At 68.0% G+C, this 13326-nt stretch carries 15 protein-coding genes; 10 read left to right on the forward strand and 5 right to left on the reverse strand.

Annotation, left to right across the window (positions count from 1 at the left end; genetic code table 11):
- Positions 1–16: 16 nt before the first annotated feature.
- From recR to folB, 3 genes are all read left to right on the forward strand, one after another.
- Entirely contained in the window at positions 17–613 is a 597-nt protein-coding gene (gene recR / locus HLH29_RS09020; protein WP_182965963.1) for a recombination mediator RecR, read from the forward strand.
- 169 nt (positions 614–782) lie between these two features.
- A complete protein-coding gene (locus tag HLH29_RS09025) occupies positions 783–1574 on the forward strand; it encodes an SDR family oxidoreductase (protein ID WP_182965965.1) in 792 nt (263 codons plus the stop codon).
- 20 nt (positions 1575–1594) lie between these two features.
- The gene (folB, locus tag HLH29_RS09030) at positions 1595–1993 is read left to right on the forward strand and encodes a dihydroneopterin aldolase (RefSeq protein ID WP_182965967.1); all 399 of its coding nucleotides are present in this window, start codon (positions 1595–1597) and stop codon (positions 1991–1993) included.
- 57 nt (positions 1994–2050) lie between these two features.
- Here folB and HLH29_RS09035 read toward each other — a convergent pair whose 3' ends face one another.
- Positions 2051–2377 carry a TIGR02300 family protein gene (locus HLH29_RS09035; RefSeq protein ID WP_182965969.1) on the reverse strand — a complete coding sequence of 109 codons (327 nt, stop codon included), beginning with the start codon at positions 2375–2377 and terminating at the stop codon, positions 2051–2053.
- Positions 2378–2572: 195 nt separating this feature from the next.
- On the opposite strand from HLH29_RS09035, the gene aroA reads away from it, so the two are divergent.
- The 4 genes from aroA (at position 2573) to HLH29_RS09055 (ending at position 7045) form a co-directional block, all read left to right on the forward strand.
- A complete protein-coding gene (gene aroA, locus HLH29_RS09040; protein WP_182965971.1) occupies positions 2573–3922 on the forward strand; it encodes a 3-phosphoshikimate 1-carboxyvinyltransferase in 1350 nt (449 codons plus the stop codon).
- The gene (gene cmk / locus HLH29_RS09045) at positions 3919–4575 is read left to right on the forward strand and encodes a (d)CMP kinase (RefSeq protein WP_182965973.1); all 657 of its coding nucleotides are present in this window, start codon (positions 3919–3921) and stop codon (positions 4573–4575) included. Before aroA ends, cmk begins: the two co-directional genes overlap by 4 nt.
- A 235-nt stretch (positions 4576–4810) precedes the next feature.
- The gene (rpsA, locus tag HLH29_RS09050; RefSeq protein ID WP_182949640.1) at positions 4811–6526 is read left to right on the forward strand and encodes a 30S ribosomal protein S1; all 1716 of its coding nucleotides are present in this window, start codon (positions 4811–4813) and stop codon (positions 6524–6526) included.
- Between the two features lie 144 nt (positions 6527–6670).
- Entirely contained in the window at positions 6671–7045 is a 375-nt protein-coding gene (locus tag HLH29_RS09055) for a hypothetical protein (RefSeq protein WP_182965975.1), read from the forward strand.
- A gap of 23 nt (positions 7046–7068) precedes the next feature.
- On the opposite strand, the gene HLH29_RS09060 is transcribed toward HLH29_RS09055, so the two are convergent.
- The gene (locus tag HLH29_RS09060; protein ID WP_182965977.1) at positions 7069–9783 is read right to left on the reverse strand and encodes a M16 family metallopeptidase; all 2715 of its coding nucleotides are present in this window, start codon (positions 9781–9783) and stop codon (positions 7069–7071) included.
- A gap of 105 nt (positions 9784–9888) precedes the next feature.
- On the opposite strand from HLH29_RS09060, the gene HLH29_RS09065 reads away from it, so the two are divergent.
- The 3 genes from HLH29_RS09065 (at position 9889) to HLH29_RS09075 (ending at position 12024) form a co-directional block, all read left to right on the forward strand.
- The gene (locus HLH29_RS09065; RefSeq protein WP_182965979.1) at positions 9889–11061 is read left to right on the forward strand and encodes a serine hydrolase domain-containing protein; all 1173 of its coding nucleotides are present in this window, start codon (positions 9889–9891) and stop codon (positions 11059–11061) included.
- A gap of 121 nt (positions 11062–11182) precedes the next feature.
- Positions 11183–11389, forward strand: a complete 207-nt coding sequence (locus tag HLH29_RS09070) for a (2Fe-2S)-binding protein (RefSeq protein WP_182965981.1) — start codon at positions 11183–11185, stop codon at positions 11387–11389.
- A 113-nt stretch (positions 11390–11502) separates the two neighbouring features.
- Positions 11503–12024: a hypothetical protein gene (locus tag HLH29_RS09075; protein ID WP_182965983.1), complete on the forward strand. Its 522-nt coding sequence runs from the start codon at positions 11503–11505 to the stop codon at positions 12022–12024.
- Between the two features lie 34 nt (positions 12025–12058).
- Here HLH29_RS09075 and HLH29_RS09080 read toward each other — a convergent pair whose 3' ends face one another.
- The 3 genes from HLH29_RS09080 to ccmI are packed head-to-tail and all read right to left on the reverse strand — an operon-like array spanning position 12059 to position 13324.
- Positions 12059–12226: a DUF1674 domain-containing protein gene (locus HLH29_RS09080; RefSeq protein ID WP_182965985.1), complete on the reverse strand. Its 168-nt coding sequence runs from the start codon at positions 12224–12226 to the stop codon at positions 12059–12061.
- Positions 12227–12280: 54 nt separating this feature from the next.
- A complete protein-coding gene (locus HLH29_RS09085) occupies positions 12281–12577 on the reverse strand; it encodes a hypothetical protein (protein WP_182965987.1) in 297 nt (98 codons plus the stop codon).
- A gap of 27 nt (positions 12578–12604) precedes the next feature.
- A complete protein-coding gene (ccmI, locus tag HLH29_RS09090; RefSeq protein WP_182966152.1) occupies positions 12605–13324 on the reverse strand; it encodes a c-type cytochrome biogenesis protein CcmI in 720 nt (239 codons plus the stop codon).
- Positions 13325–13326 lie beyond the last annotated feature (2 nt).

The following is a 13326-nucleotide window of genomic DNA, read 5'->3' on the forward strand; positions in this document are numbered from 1 at the left end:
CGGGTCAGGCGGACGCATGGGTGGAGCGGACATCGAACGGCTGATCGCGCTGTTGGCGCGTCTGCCGGGACTGGGGCCGCGTTCGGCCCGGCGCGCGGCGCTGGCGCTGCTGCGCCAGCCGCAGACGCGCATGCTCCCGCTGGCCCAGGCGATGGAGCAGGCGGCGCGCTCGGTGCGGACCTGCTCCAGTTGCGGCAATCTGGATACGCACGACCCCTGCGGCATCTGCGCCGATCTGGCGCGCGACCGGGCGGTGGTCTGCGTGGTCGAGACGGTGGGCGACCTGTGGGCGCTGGAGCGTGCCTGCGTGCATCGCGGTGTCTATCAGGTGCTGGGCGGCACGCTGTCGGCGTTGTCGGGCACCGGCCCGGACGATCTGAATCTGGCGCCGCTGTTGGCACGGCTGGAAGAGGGCGGCGTGCGCGAGGTGATCCTGGCGCTGGGGGCGACGGTCGAGGGTGCCGCGACCGCGCACTGGCTGCAGGACCGTCTGGCGGCCTATGATGTGCCGGTCAGCCGCGTCGGGCAGGGCGTGCCGATGGGCGGTGCCCTGGACGTGCTGGATGACGGGACGCTCGCCGCCGCCCTCACCGCCCGAAAAATCTGTTCGTAAACGCGCGCTGGTGGCGATCCGACGCGCGTCCGCTGTGCTCCGGTGCTCACGGCCATCAAGGCCGCTCCGGTGCTCGCGGACACACGCCGGGCGTGCCGCTGCGCGGCACTTTCGCTCACCAGCCCACGTTTCCGAACAGATTTTTGGAGATTTGGATTAAGGAGGGGGAATGACGATGTGGCCGGTTTCTGAGGCGATTCCCCGGGTTGCTTTTGTGACGGGTGGGGCGGTGCGGCTGGGGCGGGCCATTGCGCTGGCGCTGGCGGATGCGGGCTTTGACGTCGCCATTCATTATCGTTCGGGGGACGATGAGGCCCGGCGGACGGTGGAAGATATCGTGGCGCGCGGGCGGCGTGCCTGCATGCTGCGGGCCGATCTGGCCCATGAAGCCGAGGTGACGCCGCTGATCGCGCGGGTGCGGGCGGAGCTGGGGCCGGTGGGCGTGCTGGTGAACAATGCCAGCACGTTCGAGCGTGACGAATGGTTCGATGCCACCCGTGCCGGCTGGGATGCGCATCTGGAGCCCAATCTGCGCGCGCCCTTCGTGCTGACGCAGGCCTTCGCGGGGCAGGTGCCCGAAGGGGCCGAGGGCATGGTGCTGAACATGCTCGACGAGCGCGTCTGGTCGCTGACGCCGCATTTCGTCAGCTATACGGTTTCGAAATCCGCGCTGTGGACGCTGACGCGCACCATGGCGCTGGCGCTGGCGCCAAGGCGCATCCGCGTCAACGCCATCGGGCCCGGCCCCGCCCTGCCCAGCCCGCGCCAGAGCGTGGAACAGTTCGCGCGGCAATGCGCCTCGGTGCCGATGGGGCGGGGGACCGATCCTGACGAGATCGCGCGGGCCGCGTTGTCGCTGCTGTGCCTGCCGTCGGTCACAGGGCAGATGCTGGCGCTGGATGGCGGGCAGCATCTGCAATGGTCGCCGGCGCCCCCGTCCGGCCTGACTCCGGAAGAGTAACCAGAACAGGAAGCCGTTCGATGTCCATTTTCGCCGCCTGGCCGGTCCAGCCTCCGCTGCGCCGCGTGTTCCTGAAGGACATGGCGCTTCAGGCCAATATCGGGATCTATCCCCACGAGCAGGGCGTCACCCAGCGTATCCGGGTGAATATCTCGTTCGGCGTGCCGGACGAGCCGGGGCTGACGGTCGGCCGCGACGATCTGAGCCGCACCGTGTCGTATGAACGGATCGTGCTGATGGTGCGGCGGATTATCGCCGAGGGCCATGTGCGCCTGGTCGAGACGCTGGCCGAGCGAATCGCCATCGGCGTGCTGGCCGACGAGCGGGTGCATGTGGTGCGGGTACGGGTCGAGAAGCTGGACATCTTCGACGATCTCGATGCCGTGGGCGTCGAGATCGAGCGCTGGCAACCCGACTGACAAGGCCGTTGTCGAACGGCCTCTGGAAGGTCCCCCGCCCGAAGGCGGGGGAGAGGGTCAGCTATCGTGCTCGTCGGAGTCGGTGCTGACGTCGATGTCGGCGCTGATCTCGTCGTCATCGTCGTCCAGATCCGACGTATCTTCCATCACGTCGTCATCAGCCTCGTCGTCGGCATCCAGATCGACGGCGGTGTCGATGTCACCGTCCTGGGCCTTTTTCGGGCTCTCGGGGACGGCATCGGTGGGGGTACGGCGCGGGCGGGGCACATCCGCCGGTTGCTCGGTGCCGCATTTCGGGCAGATGACCGGGCTTTTGCCCAGATCGTAGAAACGGGCGCCGCAGGAGACACAGACGCGCTTGGTGCCGAGATTAGGCTGGGCCATGCTTGAAACCTGTCGATCCTGGAGTGGGTTGGACAAAAGCCGCGGCGAAGGCTGCTCAGGGCGGAGCCCCATGCCAGCTTGCGCGCCGCATGTCAAACCGCGATCGTGGCATCTGCGACATTCCGGCGTTTTTTGATGTCGGGATGCACACCGGTAATTGACTTCGCTGCGAACAATCCGGAAGGGATTGGTCCCATGGAAAGCATGAATGCCCCCGCCTCGCGCCCGCTGACCGTCCGTTTGGCGACGACTCCTCTTTCCGGCTCCGTCGCGGTGCCGGGCGACAAGTCGATCAGCCACCGCGCGCTGATGTTCGCGGCGCTGGCGCGCGGCGAAACCGGGATCACCGGCCTGCTGGAAGGTGAGGACGTGCTGCGCACCGCCGCCGCCATGCGGGCCCTGGGCGCCACCGTCACGCGTGTGGCGCCGGGCACATGGCAGGTGACGGGCCAGGGGCTGGGCGCGTTGCAGGAGCCGGACGACGTGCTGGACATGGGCAATTCCGGCACGGCGGCGCGGCTGCTGTCCGGCATCCTGGCCAGCCATGGCATCTTTTCGGTCATGACCGGTGACGGCAGCCTGCGCGGCCGGCCGATGAAGCGGGTGATCGACCCGCTATCGGCCACGGGCGCGCGCTTCAACGCCCGTTCGGGCGGGCGGCTGCCGCTGGCGATCGAGGGCGTGGCCGACCCGGCGCCGCTTGCCTACCGCCTGCCGGTGGCCTCGGCGCAGGTGAAGTCGGCCGTGCTGCTGGCCGGGCTGAATGCCGCCGGCACCACGCGCGTCGAGGAGCCGGTGGCGACGCGCGACCATACGGAAAACATGCTGCGCCATTTCGGCGCCGAGGTTTCGGTCGCCCCGCTGGATGCCGGCGGGCGCATGATCACCCTGACCGGCCGGCCGGAACTGGTGGCGCGGGACGTGGCGGTGCCGGGCGACCCGTCATCGGCCGCGTTCGTGCTGGCGGCGGCGCTGCTGGTGCCCGGATCGTCGGTGACGGTGCGCGGCGTGGGGCTGAACCCGCTGCGCACCGGCCTGTTCACCACTCTGCGCGAGATGGGTGCCGATTTGCGCCTGTCGAACGAGCGGGTGGAGGGCGGCGAGCCCGTCGGCGACCTGACGGCGGTGGCGGGCCCGCTGCATGGCGTGGACGTGCCCGCCGAGCGCGCGCCGTCGATGATCGACGAATATCCCATACTGGCCGTTGTCGCCGCCCATGCTACCGGCCCGTCGCGGTTCCGGGGGCTGGAGGAGTTGCGCGTGAAGGAAAGCGACCGCCTGTCGGCCACCGTGGCGCTGTTGCAGCGGAACGGCGTGAGCGTGGACGTGGTGGGGGACGACATGCTGGTCATCGGTACCGGCGGGGCGGTACCCGGCGGCGGGGTGGTCGAGACCCGCATGGATCACCGTCTGGCCATGAGCGCCACGGTGCTGGGCCTGATCGCGGTCCAGCCGGTGCAGGTGGACGACACGGCCTTTATCGATACGAGCTTCCCCGGCTTCATCGCGCTGATGAACAGCATCGGCGCGGGACTGGCGGCATGAGTCGCGCGCTGGTCATTGCCGTCGACGGCCCGGCGGCGGCCGGCAAGGGCACGCTGGCCCGCCGGCTGGCCGACGCGCTGGGCCTGCCGTACCTGGATACCGGGCTGCTCTATCGCGCGGTCGGGCGACGGATGCTGGATGCCGGGCTGGACCCGGCGGCTCACCCGGCCGACGAACAGGCGCGGCGGGTCACGCCTGAGGATCTGAAGCGCGGCGATCTGCGGGTGCCGGAAGTCGATCGTGCGGCCAGCCTGGTCGCCGCCCAGCAGGCGGTGCGGGCGATCCTGGTCGATCTGCAGCGCGATTTCGCCCGCGCGGCCGGCGGCGTGCTGGATGGGCGCGATATCGGCACCGTCATTTTCCCCGATGCGCAGGTCAAGCTGTTCATCACCGCCTCGCCCGCCGCGCGGGCCCGCCGGCGGTGGGAGCAGTTGGCGACCGACCTCCATGTCCCCGACCGCGAGGCCCAGATCGCGCGGGTCGAGGCGGAGCTGGTGGCGCGCGACGCGGCCGATGCCGGCCGCGCGGTGGCGCCGCTGAAGGCCGCCGCCGACGCGGTGGTGATCGATACCGACCAGTTGACCGCCGAACAGGTGCTGGTCGAGGCGTTGCGGGTGGTGCGCGTGCGGGCCGGGGCTCTCGGCACCGTGTAGGTGGATTTTGCGCGGCGGGGGCTGGTCTGTGCCGGTTTGTGTTGACAGGCCGGGGTGCGAGGGTGTCTGTGCATGCCACGCGCGGTTCCTCCCTGGGACGCGCTGATGCATCGGCCGTCAGGCATGTCGCGACAAGGGTCGTGGACCAAGCCGGGCAAGTCGTTCCGCCGTTGACCGGTGGCGCGCAAGACATCCGGTCCGCCCGCCGTGCCGGAGACAGGATTTACGGTACCTCATGGCTTCAGCCACCTTACAGTCTGCCACCGACCATTTCGGCGGTGAAGATTTCGCGACCCTGCTGGACGAGACCCTCGGCCGCGATACTGCGTTCGACGGTTCGGTCGTCACCGGCCGCGTCGTGCGCCTGACCGACGAATTCGCCATCGTCGATGTCGGCCTCAAGAGCGAAGGGCGCGTGGCGCTCAAGGAATTCGGCCCGCCGGGCGTGTCGCCGGACGTGAAGCCGGGTGACGTCATCGAACTGTTCGTCGAACGGTACGAAGACCGCGATGGCTCGATCGTCCTGTCGCGCGAGAAGGCGCGGCGCGAAGAAGCCTGGACGAACCTGGAAAAGGCGTTCGAGAACAACCAGCGCGTCAACGGCACGATCTATGGCCGCGTCAAGGGTGGCTTCACGGTCGACCTCGGCGGCGCCATGGCCTTCCTGCCGGGCAGCCAGGTCGATATCCGCCCCGTGCGCGACGTCACCCCGCTGATGGGCGTGCCGCAGCCGTTCCAGATCCTGAAGATGGACCGCGCGCGTGGCAACATCGTCGTCTCGCGCCGTGCGGTGCTGGAAGAGACGCGTGCCGAGCAGCGCAGCGAGCTGATCCAGGGCCTGAAGGAAGGCATGATCCTGGACGGCGTGGTCAAGAACATCACCGACTACGGTGCGTTCGTCGACCTGGGCGGCGTGGACGGCCTGCTGCATGTCACCGACATCGCCTGGAAGCGCATCAACCACCCGTCCGAGGCTCTGCAGATCGGTCAGCCGGTTCGCGTGCAGGTTATCCGCTTCAACCCGGATACGCAGCGCATCTCGCTGGGCATGAAGCAGCTCGAGGCTGATCCGTGGGAGAACGTGGCGATCAAGTATCCGCCGGGTGCCCGCTATTCCGGCCGCGTCACCAACATCACCGACTACGGCGCGTTCGTCGAGCTGGAGCCGGGTGTCGAAGGTCTGGTGCACGTCTCCGAAATGTCCTGGACGAAGAAGAACGTCCATCCGGGCAAGATCGTCGCGACCTCGCAGGAAGTCGACGTCATGGTCCTGGATGTGGACAGCGGCAAGCGTCGTATCTCGCTGGGTCTGAAGCAGGTGCAGCGCAACCCGTGGGAGCAGTTCGCCGAGGAGCACAAGATCGGTTCCACGGTCGAGGGCGAGATCCGCAACATCACCGAGTTCGGCCTGTTCATCGGCCTGTCCGCGGACATCGACGGCATGGTCCACATGTCCGACCTGTCGTGGGACGAAGCCGGCGAAGTCGCCATGACCCACTACGAGAAGGGTCAGGTCGTCCAGGCGAAGGTGCTGGATGTCGACGTCGAGAAGGAGCGCATCTCGCTCGGCATCAAGCAGCTGCATGAAGACCCCGCCGCCGACGCGCTGGGCAAGGTGCAGAAGGGCGCGATCGTCACCTGCATCGTGACCGCCGTGCAGTCGAACGGCATCGAGGTGAAGGTCGACGACGTGCTGACCGGCTTCATCCGCCGCGCCGAGCTGGCGCGCGACAAGGCCGAGCAGCGTCCGGAGCGTTTCGCCGTCGGCGAGAAGGTCGATGCGAAGATCGTGTCGGTCGATCGTGCGGCCCGCAAGCTGGCCCTGACCATCCGCGGCCGCGAGGTCGAGGAAGACAAGCAGGCGATCAACGAGTACGGCTCGTCCGACAGCGGTGCCTCGCTGGGTGACATCCTGAGTGCCGCGATCCGTCGTCGTAACGCCGACGCCTGATCGGTCCGGTTCACGGATTGAACTAAGGAAAGGGCGGTGCCGGAAACGGCACCGCCCTTTTTCTGTTCAGGGACTTTCGATGATGCTTGGAGATCATGAGCTGGCTTCGGTGGAAGCGCATTGTCTGGAATATGAAAGCGAGCTGTGGGGTATTTACAGGCATATAGCAGAGAAGCATTCCCGGAGCGGAACAGGGAACAGCATAAGGAAATATTCTTTCATTTCCTGCGGCATGCTCTGGAGAAAAAGCTCTTCCTTTTGAAAGAAGACCCCGATTTCGTGCGTCATCTCAACAGTGTGGCGCCGCCGCACAAGCAGTATCCTCTGACCGAGCCCCGGACGCCTGCGGAATTCGAAGGCTTCTTTCGGCTTTTCTGGCCAGAACCCGAAAACCCCGAATATGACATGGAAATTCTGGTCGTGCTGGAAGCCGGCGGCCGTATCTGGTGGATGCGGGGTGGCGAACCGACGGAGTGGTTTCTCGGTTATCCGGGAAACAAGAAGAAACCTGCCCGATAGCGCACCATCGGGCAGGGATGTGTTCAGGGCGTCGGCGTCGGCCCCTTGACGATTTCCGCCATGTCGTGCGGGCGGACCCAGGTGCGGAAGGCGGTCTGCACGGCGGCGGCGGTCATGTCGTAATAGGCGTGGGCGGCGCGGTCCGGGGTGTCGAGCGGCAGGCCCAGTTCGATCAGGTGCAGATCTTCCGCCGCGATCGAATCCAGGCTGGCACGGGCGAGCGGCAGCCCGCGCAGCAGTGACGCCTTGGCCAGCGTCAGTTCGGCGTCGGTCACCGGTTGGTCCCGCAGGGCCTGGACGTCGTGCAGGGCGGCGTCGCGGGCGCGGCCGACCTTGTCGGGGTCGGCACCGAAGCTGATGCTGTAGCCGCCGCGATGGCGCGACCAGGAAAAACTGCTGCTGACGGAATAGACATAGCCCGTGCGCACCCGCAGGTCGCGATAGAGGCGCGACGAGAAGCCATCGCCCAGGATCTCGTTGCCGACCGTCAGCGCGAAATGGTCCGGGTGGGCTGCGGTCAGGCCCAGGCTTTCGGCCAGGATGGCCGAATCCTGCACGCTGGTGCGGTCGGGCACCTGGGTGCGCGAGGCCCGGCTGTCGGGGCGGGGCGGCAGGTCGACCGTGGGCGTCGGGCCGGCGGGCCTGGCCCACGCGCCGAAGGTGCGGCCGATCACGTCATGCGCCTGTTCGGGTGTGACGTCGCCGACCACGACGATGGTGGTCAGGTCGGGGCGGTAGGCGCTGGTGTAGAAGGCCTGCACGTCGGTCTGTTTCAGCATCATGATCCGTTGCGGATCGGGCTGGCGCAGCGTGGGGTCGCCGGCCGGCGAGACCGCGGCCTTGACCGCGCGGCCGAACAGGTAGTTGGGCGAGGTCAGCAGCCCGGCATAGGATTGGGCCGTCTGCATGCGGACCACCTGGAACGCACGGTCGGGCAGGGCCGGGTGCATTTCGTTATCGGCCAGCAGGCGCGTGGCTTTTTCGAAATCAGGGGTCAGTACCGACACGCTGAAGCCGGGGCCGGCGCTCTCGGTGGCGGCGATGTCGTCCAGCGCCTTCTGGAAGGCCAGCCGGTCCAGCGACCGGGTGCCGTAGCTGAACAGATCCTCGGTGATCGCGGCGATGCCGTCCTGGCCTTTCGGCTCCTGCATGTTGGCGTTCTGGCGGATCTGGCCGTAGACCGACACGGTGTGGCTGACATGGGCCGGGTGGACGATCAGCCGCAGCCCGTTGGGAAAGGTGAAGACGCTGGGAAGGCCGACCGGCGGCGGCAGGGTGACGGTCGACAGGGCCTCGTGCGCCCAGTCGGGCAGGGCCACCGGGTGGTCGGGCGGGGTGGCGAAGGATTCGGAGCCGCCGAAACCCTTGCCGGCGATGGGGTGGCCGGAATCCTCGGGTGTCAGCAGGGCGGTGACCGCCTGGCGTGGGTCGAGGATCTGTTTGGCCAGGCGGTTGACGTCCTCCACCGTGACCGCCTTGAGGGCGGTGCCCAGCGCGTCGGGCGAGTTCACGCCCATCACCGCCAGCGCCTGCGACCAGGTTTCCGCCAGGCCGCTGATGCTGTTGGCCGAGAAGCCGAGCTGGGCCAGTTCCTTGCGTCGTGCGGCCTCGACCAGATCCGGGGGCACGCCCTTGTCCCGGATGGCGGCGATGATGCCGTTGATCTCGGCCAGCAGGGGGGCGGGGTCCTGGTTGCGGGGGAAGGCCGCCACCGCGATGCCGATGCCGGCATCGGCCTTGGGCGCGAATTCGAAGCCGGCGAACAGCGCCTTGCCCGACGGCACGAGGTCGTAGAGCGCGCCGCGCTGGCTGGTCAGCACGTCGGCCAGGATCTGCGCGGTTGCGTAATCCTTCGACCGCAGGCCGGGCATGCGCCAGGCGACCGTTGCCAGCCCGACCGGGTAATCGGTGGGGAAATGCAGCGTCTGGCCCGTGACCGGGCCGGGCTGGACGGGCGTGCGTTCGGGCAGCGTGCGGCGGGGAATGTCGCCGAAGATGGCTCGTACCCGTTCGATGGCGTGGTCCGGGTCCACATTGCCGGCAATGACCAGGATGGCGTTGTTGGGGGCGTACCACGCATCATAGAAGCGGCGCAGCAGGGTGGCGTCGGTCTTGTCGAAGGAGGGGCGGGTGCCCAGCGCGTCATGCTCGTAGGGCGTGCCGGCGAACAGGATCGATTGCAGGCGGGTCAGATACTGGTAGCTGGGGCTGGACAGGTCGCGCGCCACTTCCTGTTCGATCGCGCCGCGCTCCTTCTCCCAGTCGGGGGCCGCCAGTGCCAGTCCGCGCATGCGCAGCGCCTCGATGCGCAGCATGACGTCGAGATCCTCGGCCGGAGCGGTGTAGAAATACTGGGTGACGTTCTCGGTCGTGTCGGCATTGTAGCTGCCGCCCAGTCGTGCGCCGATGGCGGCGAGCTGGTCCTTGTCCAGCCCGTCGCTGCCGCGGAACATCATATGTTCCAGCGCGTGGGCGGTGCCGGGAAAGTCTTTCGGTGCCTCGCTGGAGCCGACCAGGTAGTTCACCTCGGTCGTCACCACCGGGGCCAGCCGGTCGCGAACCACCACCACGCGCAGGCCGTTCGGCAGGGTGGCGCGGACCGCATTGTCGGCGATGGTCGCCACGGGGGCTGCCAGTGGCCGGGGGGGCGGCGCGTCGGCCCGAGCGGCCTGTGGCATGGGCATGGCCAGAAGGGCCAGGGAAAGGCTTAATGCGGTGGTGGCCAGGCGCGCTGTCATGATTCACGGGTACTCCTGCTGACCCGGACAGCGTAGACGCGGGGCGTCCCGGTGAAAACCGGGGGGCGGTCAGGTAGGGAAAGGCGACGGAAAAGGGAGGACGCGATGAGCGAGGCCATGCCGGTTGCGGGGATGGATGCGCGTGTCGGCCAGGTGATGGATGCGGCGATCGCGCGCGGACGGCTGGTGGGCGCCGCGGTGCTGGTGTCGGTGGACGGAAAGACGCTGGTGCGCCGTGCAGCCGGGCTGGCGAATCGCGAAGCGGGGGAGCCGATGGGGCCGGACACGCTGGTGCGCCTGGCATCGCTGACCAAACCGGTGGTGACGGCGGTGGCGCTGGCCCTGGCGGAGCGGGGCGTGCTGTCGCTGGAAGATCCTGTGACGCGTTTCCTGCCCGATTTCCGCCCCGCCTGCGCCGATGGGTCGGTGCCGACGATCACGTTGCGGCATCTGCTGACGCATAGTTCGGGCCTGTCCTACGGGTTTGCCTTTCCGCGCGACGACAATCCTTATGCAAGAGCCGGGATTTCGGACGGGATTGCCGAGCCGGGCATGGCGCTGGAGGAGAATCTGGCCCGTCTGGCGAGCGTCAAGCTGCTGTTCGCGCCGGGCGAAGGCTGGGCGTACTCGCTGGCGCTGGATGTGATGGGCGGGGTGCTGGAACGTGCGGGCGGTGCGACGCTGCCGGAGCTGGTGCAGCGCCATGTGGGTGCGAAGCTGGGCTGGACCCGCACCGGGTTCGCTGTGCCCGACCCGGACGCGCTCTGTCCGCCTTATGCCGATGGGCGGCCCGTTCCGGTGGTGATGGGCGCGCATTATGCGATGCCGCGCCAGTTGGGCGGCGGCAAGGTCAGTGAGATCCTGTTCGCCCCCGATCGGGTGCTGGACCCGCGATCCTATCCGTCGGGTGGCGCCGGGATGGTCGGCACCGCCGAGGAGTTCCTGCTGTTTGTCGAGGCGCTGTGCAGCGGGGGCGGGCCGATCCTGTCGCCGGAAAGTGCGGCACTGTTCGGGCGGAATGCGATTGGCGACCTGTCGATGGGGCCGATGAATGCCGGGATGGGCTTCGCGATCGGGGCGGCGGTGGTTGAAGACCCGGCGCGGGCGCGGACCCCGGTTTCGCGGGGCGGTTTCACCTGGGGTGGCGTGTATGGCCATCAATGGATCGCCGACCCCGTGCGGGGCGTGTCGATCGTGATGATCAGCAACACTGCGCTGGCGGGCATGGTCGGGTCCTATCCCGACGCGGTGCGGGATGCGGTGTATGACGCCCGGTAGCGCGGGCAGGAGGCGACATCCGCGAGGAGCGGTGGCCGCCTATGTGAAAAGAAGATGAGAATGCTATTGCGAACCATTATCATCCGTGCTTGAAGGGAGGGGCACGGAGATGGGACGCCTGATGTTTGTGTGTTCTTGCAATATGCTGACCGACCAGGATGTGGAGCGCGCGGTTGACGGGGGAGCGACCCGCCCGCGCGAGATCTATGCGGCACGCGGGTGCCGGGCGCAGTGCGGCAATTGCGTGCCAGGCGTGCTGTGCCTGCTGCGCCGCGCGCTTCAGGCCCGCGCCGAAATAGCGCCGTCGGAGGCGTTGCCCGCCGTTTGAGCGCGTTGCCGGGCCTGCTGGGAAACGTGCATCGGATCGCCACCAGCGCGGATTTCCCCACAGGCCTCCGAAAAGGGGATGCGGCGGGTTGGCGGGCTTGATACAAGGTCCGCATGTCTTTTGGTGATCGCATCAATCAGTTCGATGTCTGGCTGCTGGACCGGGTGTTCCAGCCTTTTGCCGACCGTCTGCCGGAGCGCTTGCCTGCGCTGGCCCTGGGCATGAATTTCCAGTTCGGTGCCATCATGCTGTCGGCGGCGTCGATCGTCGCCATGATCGTCATCGGGCACATGTCGATCAGCGATGCGATGTTCAATGTGCTGGTCTGGTGTCTCGGCCTGGCATTCTATGTCGGCATCAACCGGGTGCGGCCGCTGGTCCGGCCCGGGCATATGAACCCGCTGCGCGTGATGCTGTCGGGCATGCGGCCGCTCTCGATCCCGTTTGCGATCTATGCGCTCTATCAGGGTGCGACGGCGCCGCCGCATTTCGAGATCGCGCTGTGGTTCAATTCGTTGGCCAATATCATCTTCGTCGCCGGGATTTATCTGATCTCGTGCGAAGTGCGCCCACCCGGCCATCGTCAGACCGCTCGTGCGCGCTTCGGGCGCATGCAGGAGCAGGGCGGGTTATAGAGACGGGCGCTATTGCAAGCGCCCTCCGCGATTTTCAGAAGTCGATGCAACGCCCTTTGACGGTCCAGTCACCATAGCGCGTGGGCTGCTTTTCCTTGGGGCCGCCATATTCCTTGGCGTCGGCCGAGGTCGCGGTTTCGGGCGCGTCGGCTGCCGGCGTGGCGGGCGAGGGTGCTTCGGTGTTGGTATCGGTGCTGATCATGGCGTCAGCTTGGCCCGACTTTCGGCCATGGGCAAGAAACGGGCGTGTGATCGGTCAGGGTTTGTCGGGCGGCTTCATCCAGCGATCGCCGGCATGGCGGGAATGGGCGATGAAGAAGCCGATCAGGCCGCCGATCGCCCCCGCCAGGAGCGCCAGTTGGGTACCCGCGCCGATCAGCAGCATGAAGACCGGGCCGGCCGTCACCCCGACCGCGAAGGTCAGCACGCTTTCGCGCAAGGTCGGGCCGAAGCGCCGTTCCGCGCCGCAATGGGGGCAGATTTCGGCCGTGCCGCGGATCGTGCGGCGGCAGAACGGACATTGCTCGACGGTGCCGGCGATGGGTTCGATCATGATGCTCCCTATGGTTCGCCGCGATATCTATTGATGTTCGGACTGGGCGATCCGCTGCTGGGCGGCCATGCGCCACGGCGCGTCGGCCGGGGCGGTATCGAGCGCGCGGCGGAACAGGGCGGCGCTTTCGGGGCTTACCCGGCCATCGGCCAGGGTCTGGGCCTCGGCGGCGCGGGCGGCGACTTCGGGAACGAACTGGATCGTCGTGGCCTGACGCCATGCTTCGGCCGCCGCCGCATAATGGTCGCGCGCGGCTTCGGCCTGGCCCAGCAGCAGGAAGCCCCGGAAGCGGTTCGGATCGTCCGGCGGCATCCGGCCCAGTCCGGCGCGCAGTTCGGCCAGCAGCCCGTCATCGCGCTTGTCCTGCGCCTTCTGCGCCAGCAGGCGCGGAGCCAGGGGCTGCGCGGGCAGGGACGGGTGGCCGCACAGCAGATACAGCCCCGTCGCGGTCAGCGGCAGCAGCAGCAGGCAGACCAGCACCACCGGGGTGGTGATGGAGCGGCCGATGCCGCGCGCGGGCGCTGCGTCCGACGCCAGCAGGCGCCGCTGGATTTCCAGCCGCGCGCCTTCATGCTCGCTGGCGGCGATCAGGCCGCACTCCCGGTCGCGGTCCAGTTCGGCAAGCTGCGCGCGCAGCAGGACCAGGGCCGATTCCCGTTCGTCCCGCAGGCGGGTCGTGTGGCGGAAGGCCAGGAGAGAAGGCAGCAGCACCACGGCGCTGAGTAGGAAAATGCCAATCCAGATCATCA

Origin of the sequence: Gluconacetobacter tumulicola, from assembly GCF_014174215.1 — a bacterium.
Lineage (GTDB): Bacteria > Pseudomonadota > Alphaproteobacteria > Acetobacterales > Acetobacteraceae > Gluconacetobacter > Gluconacetobacter tumulicola.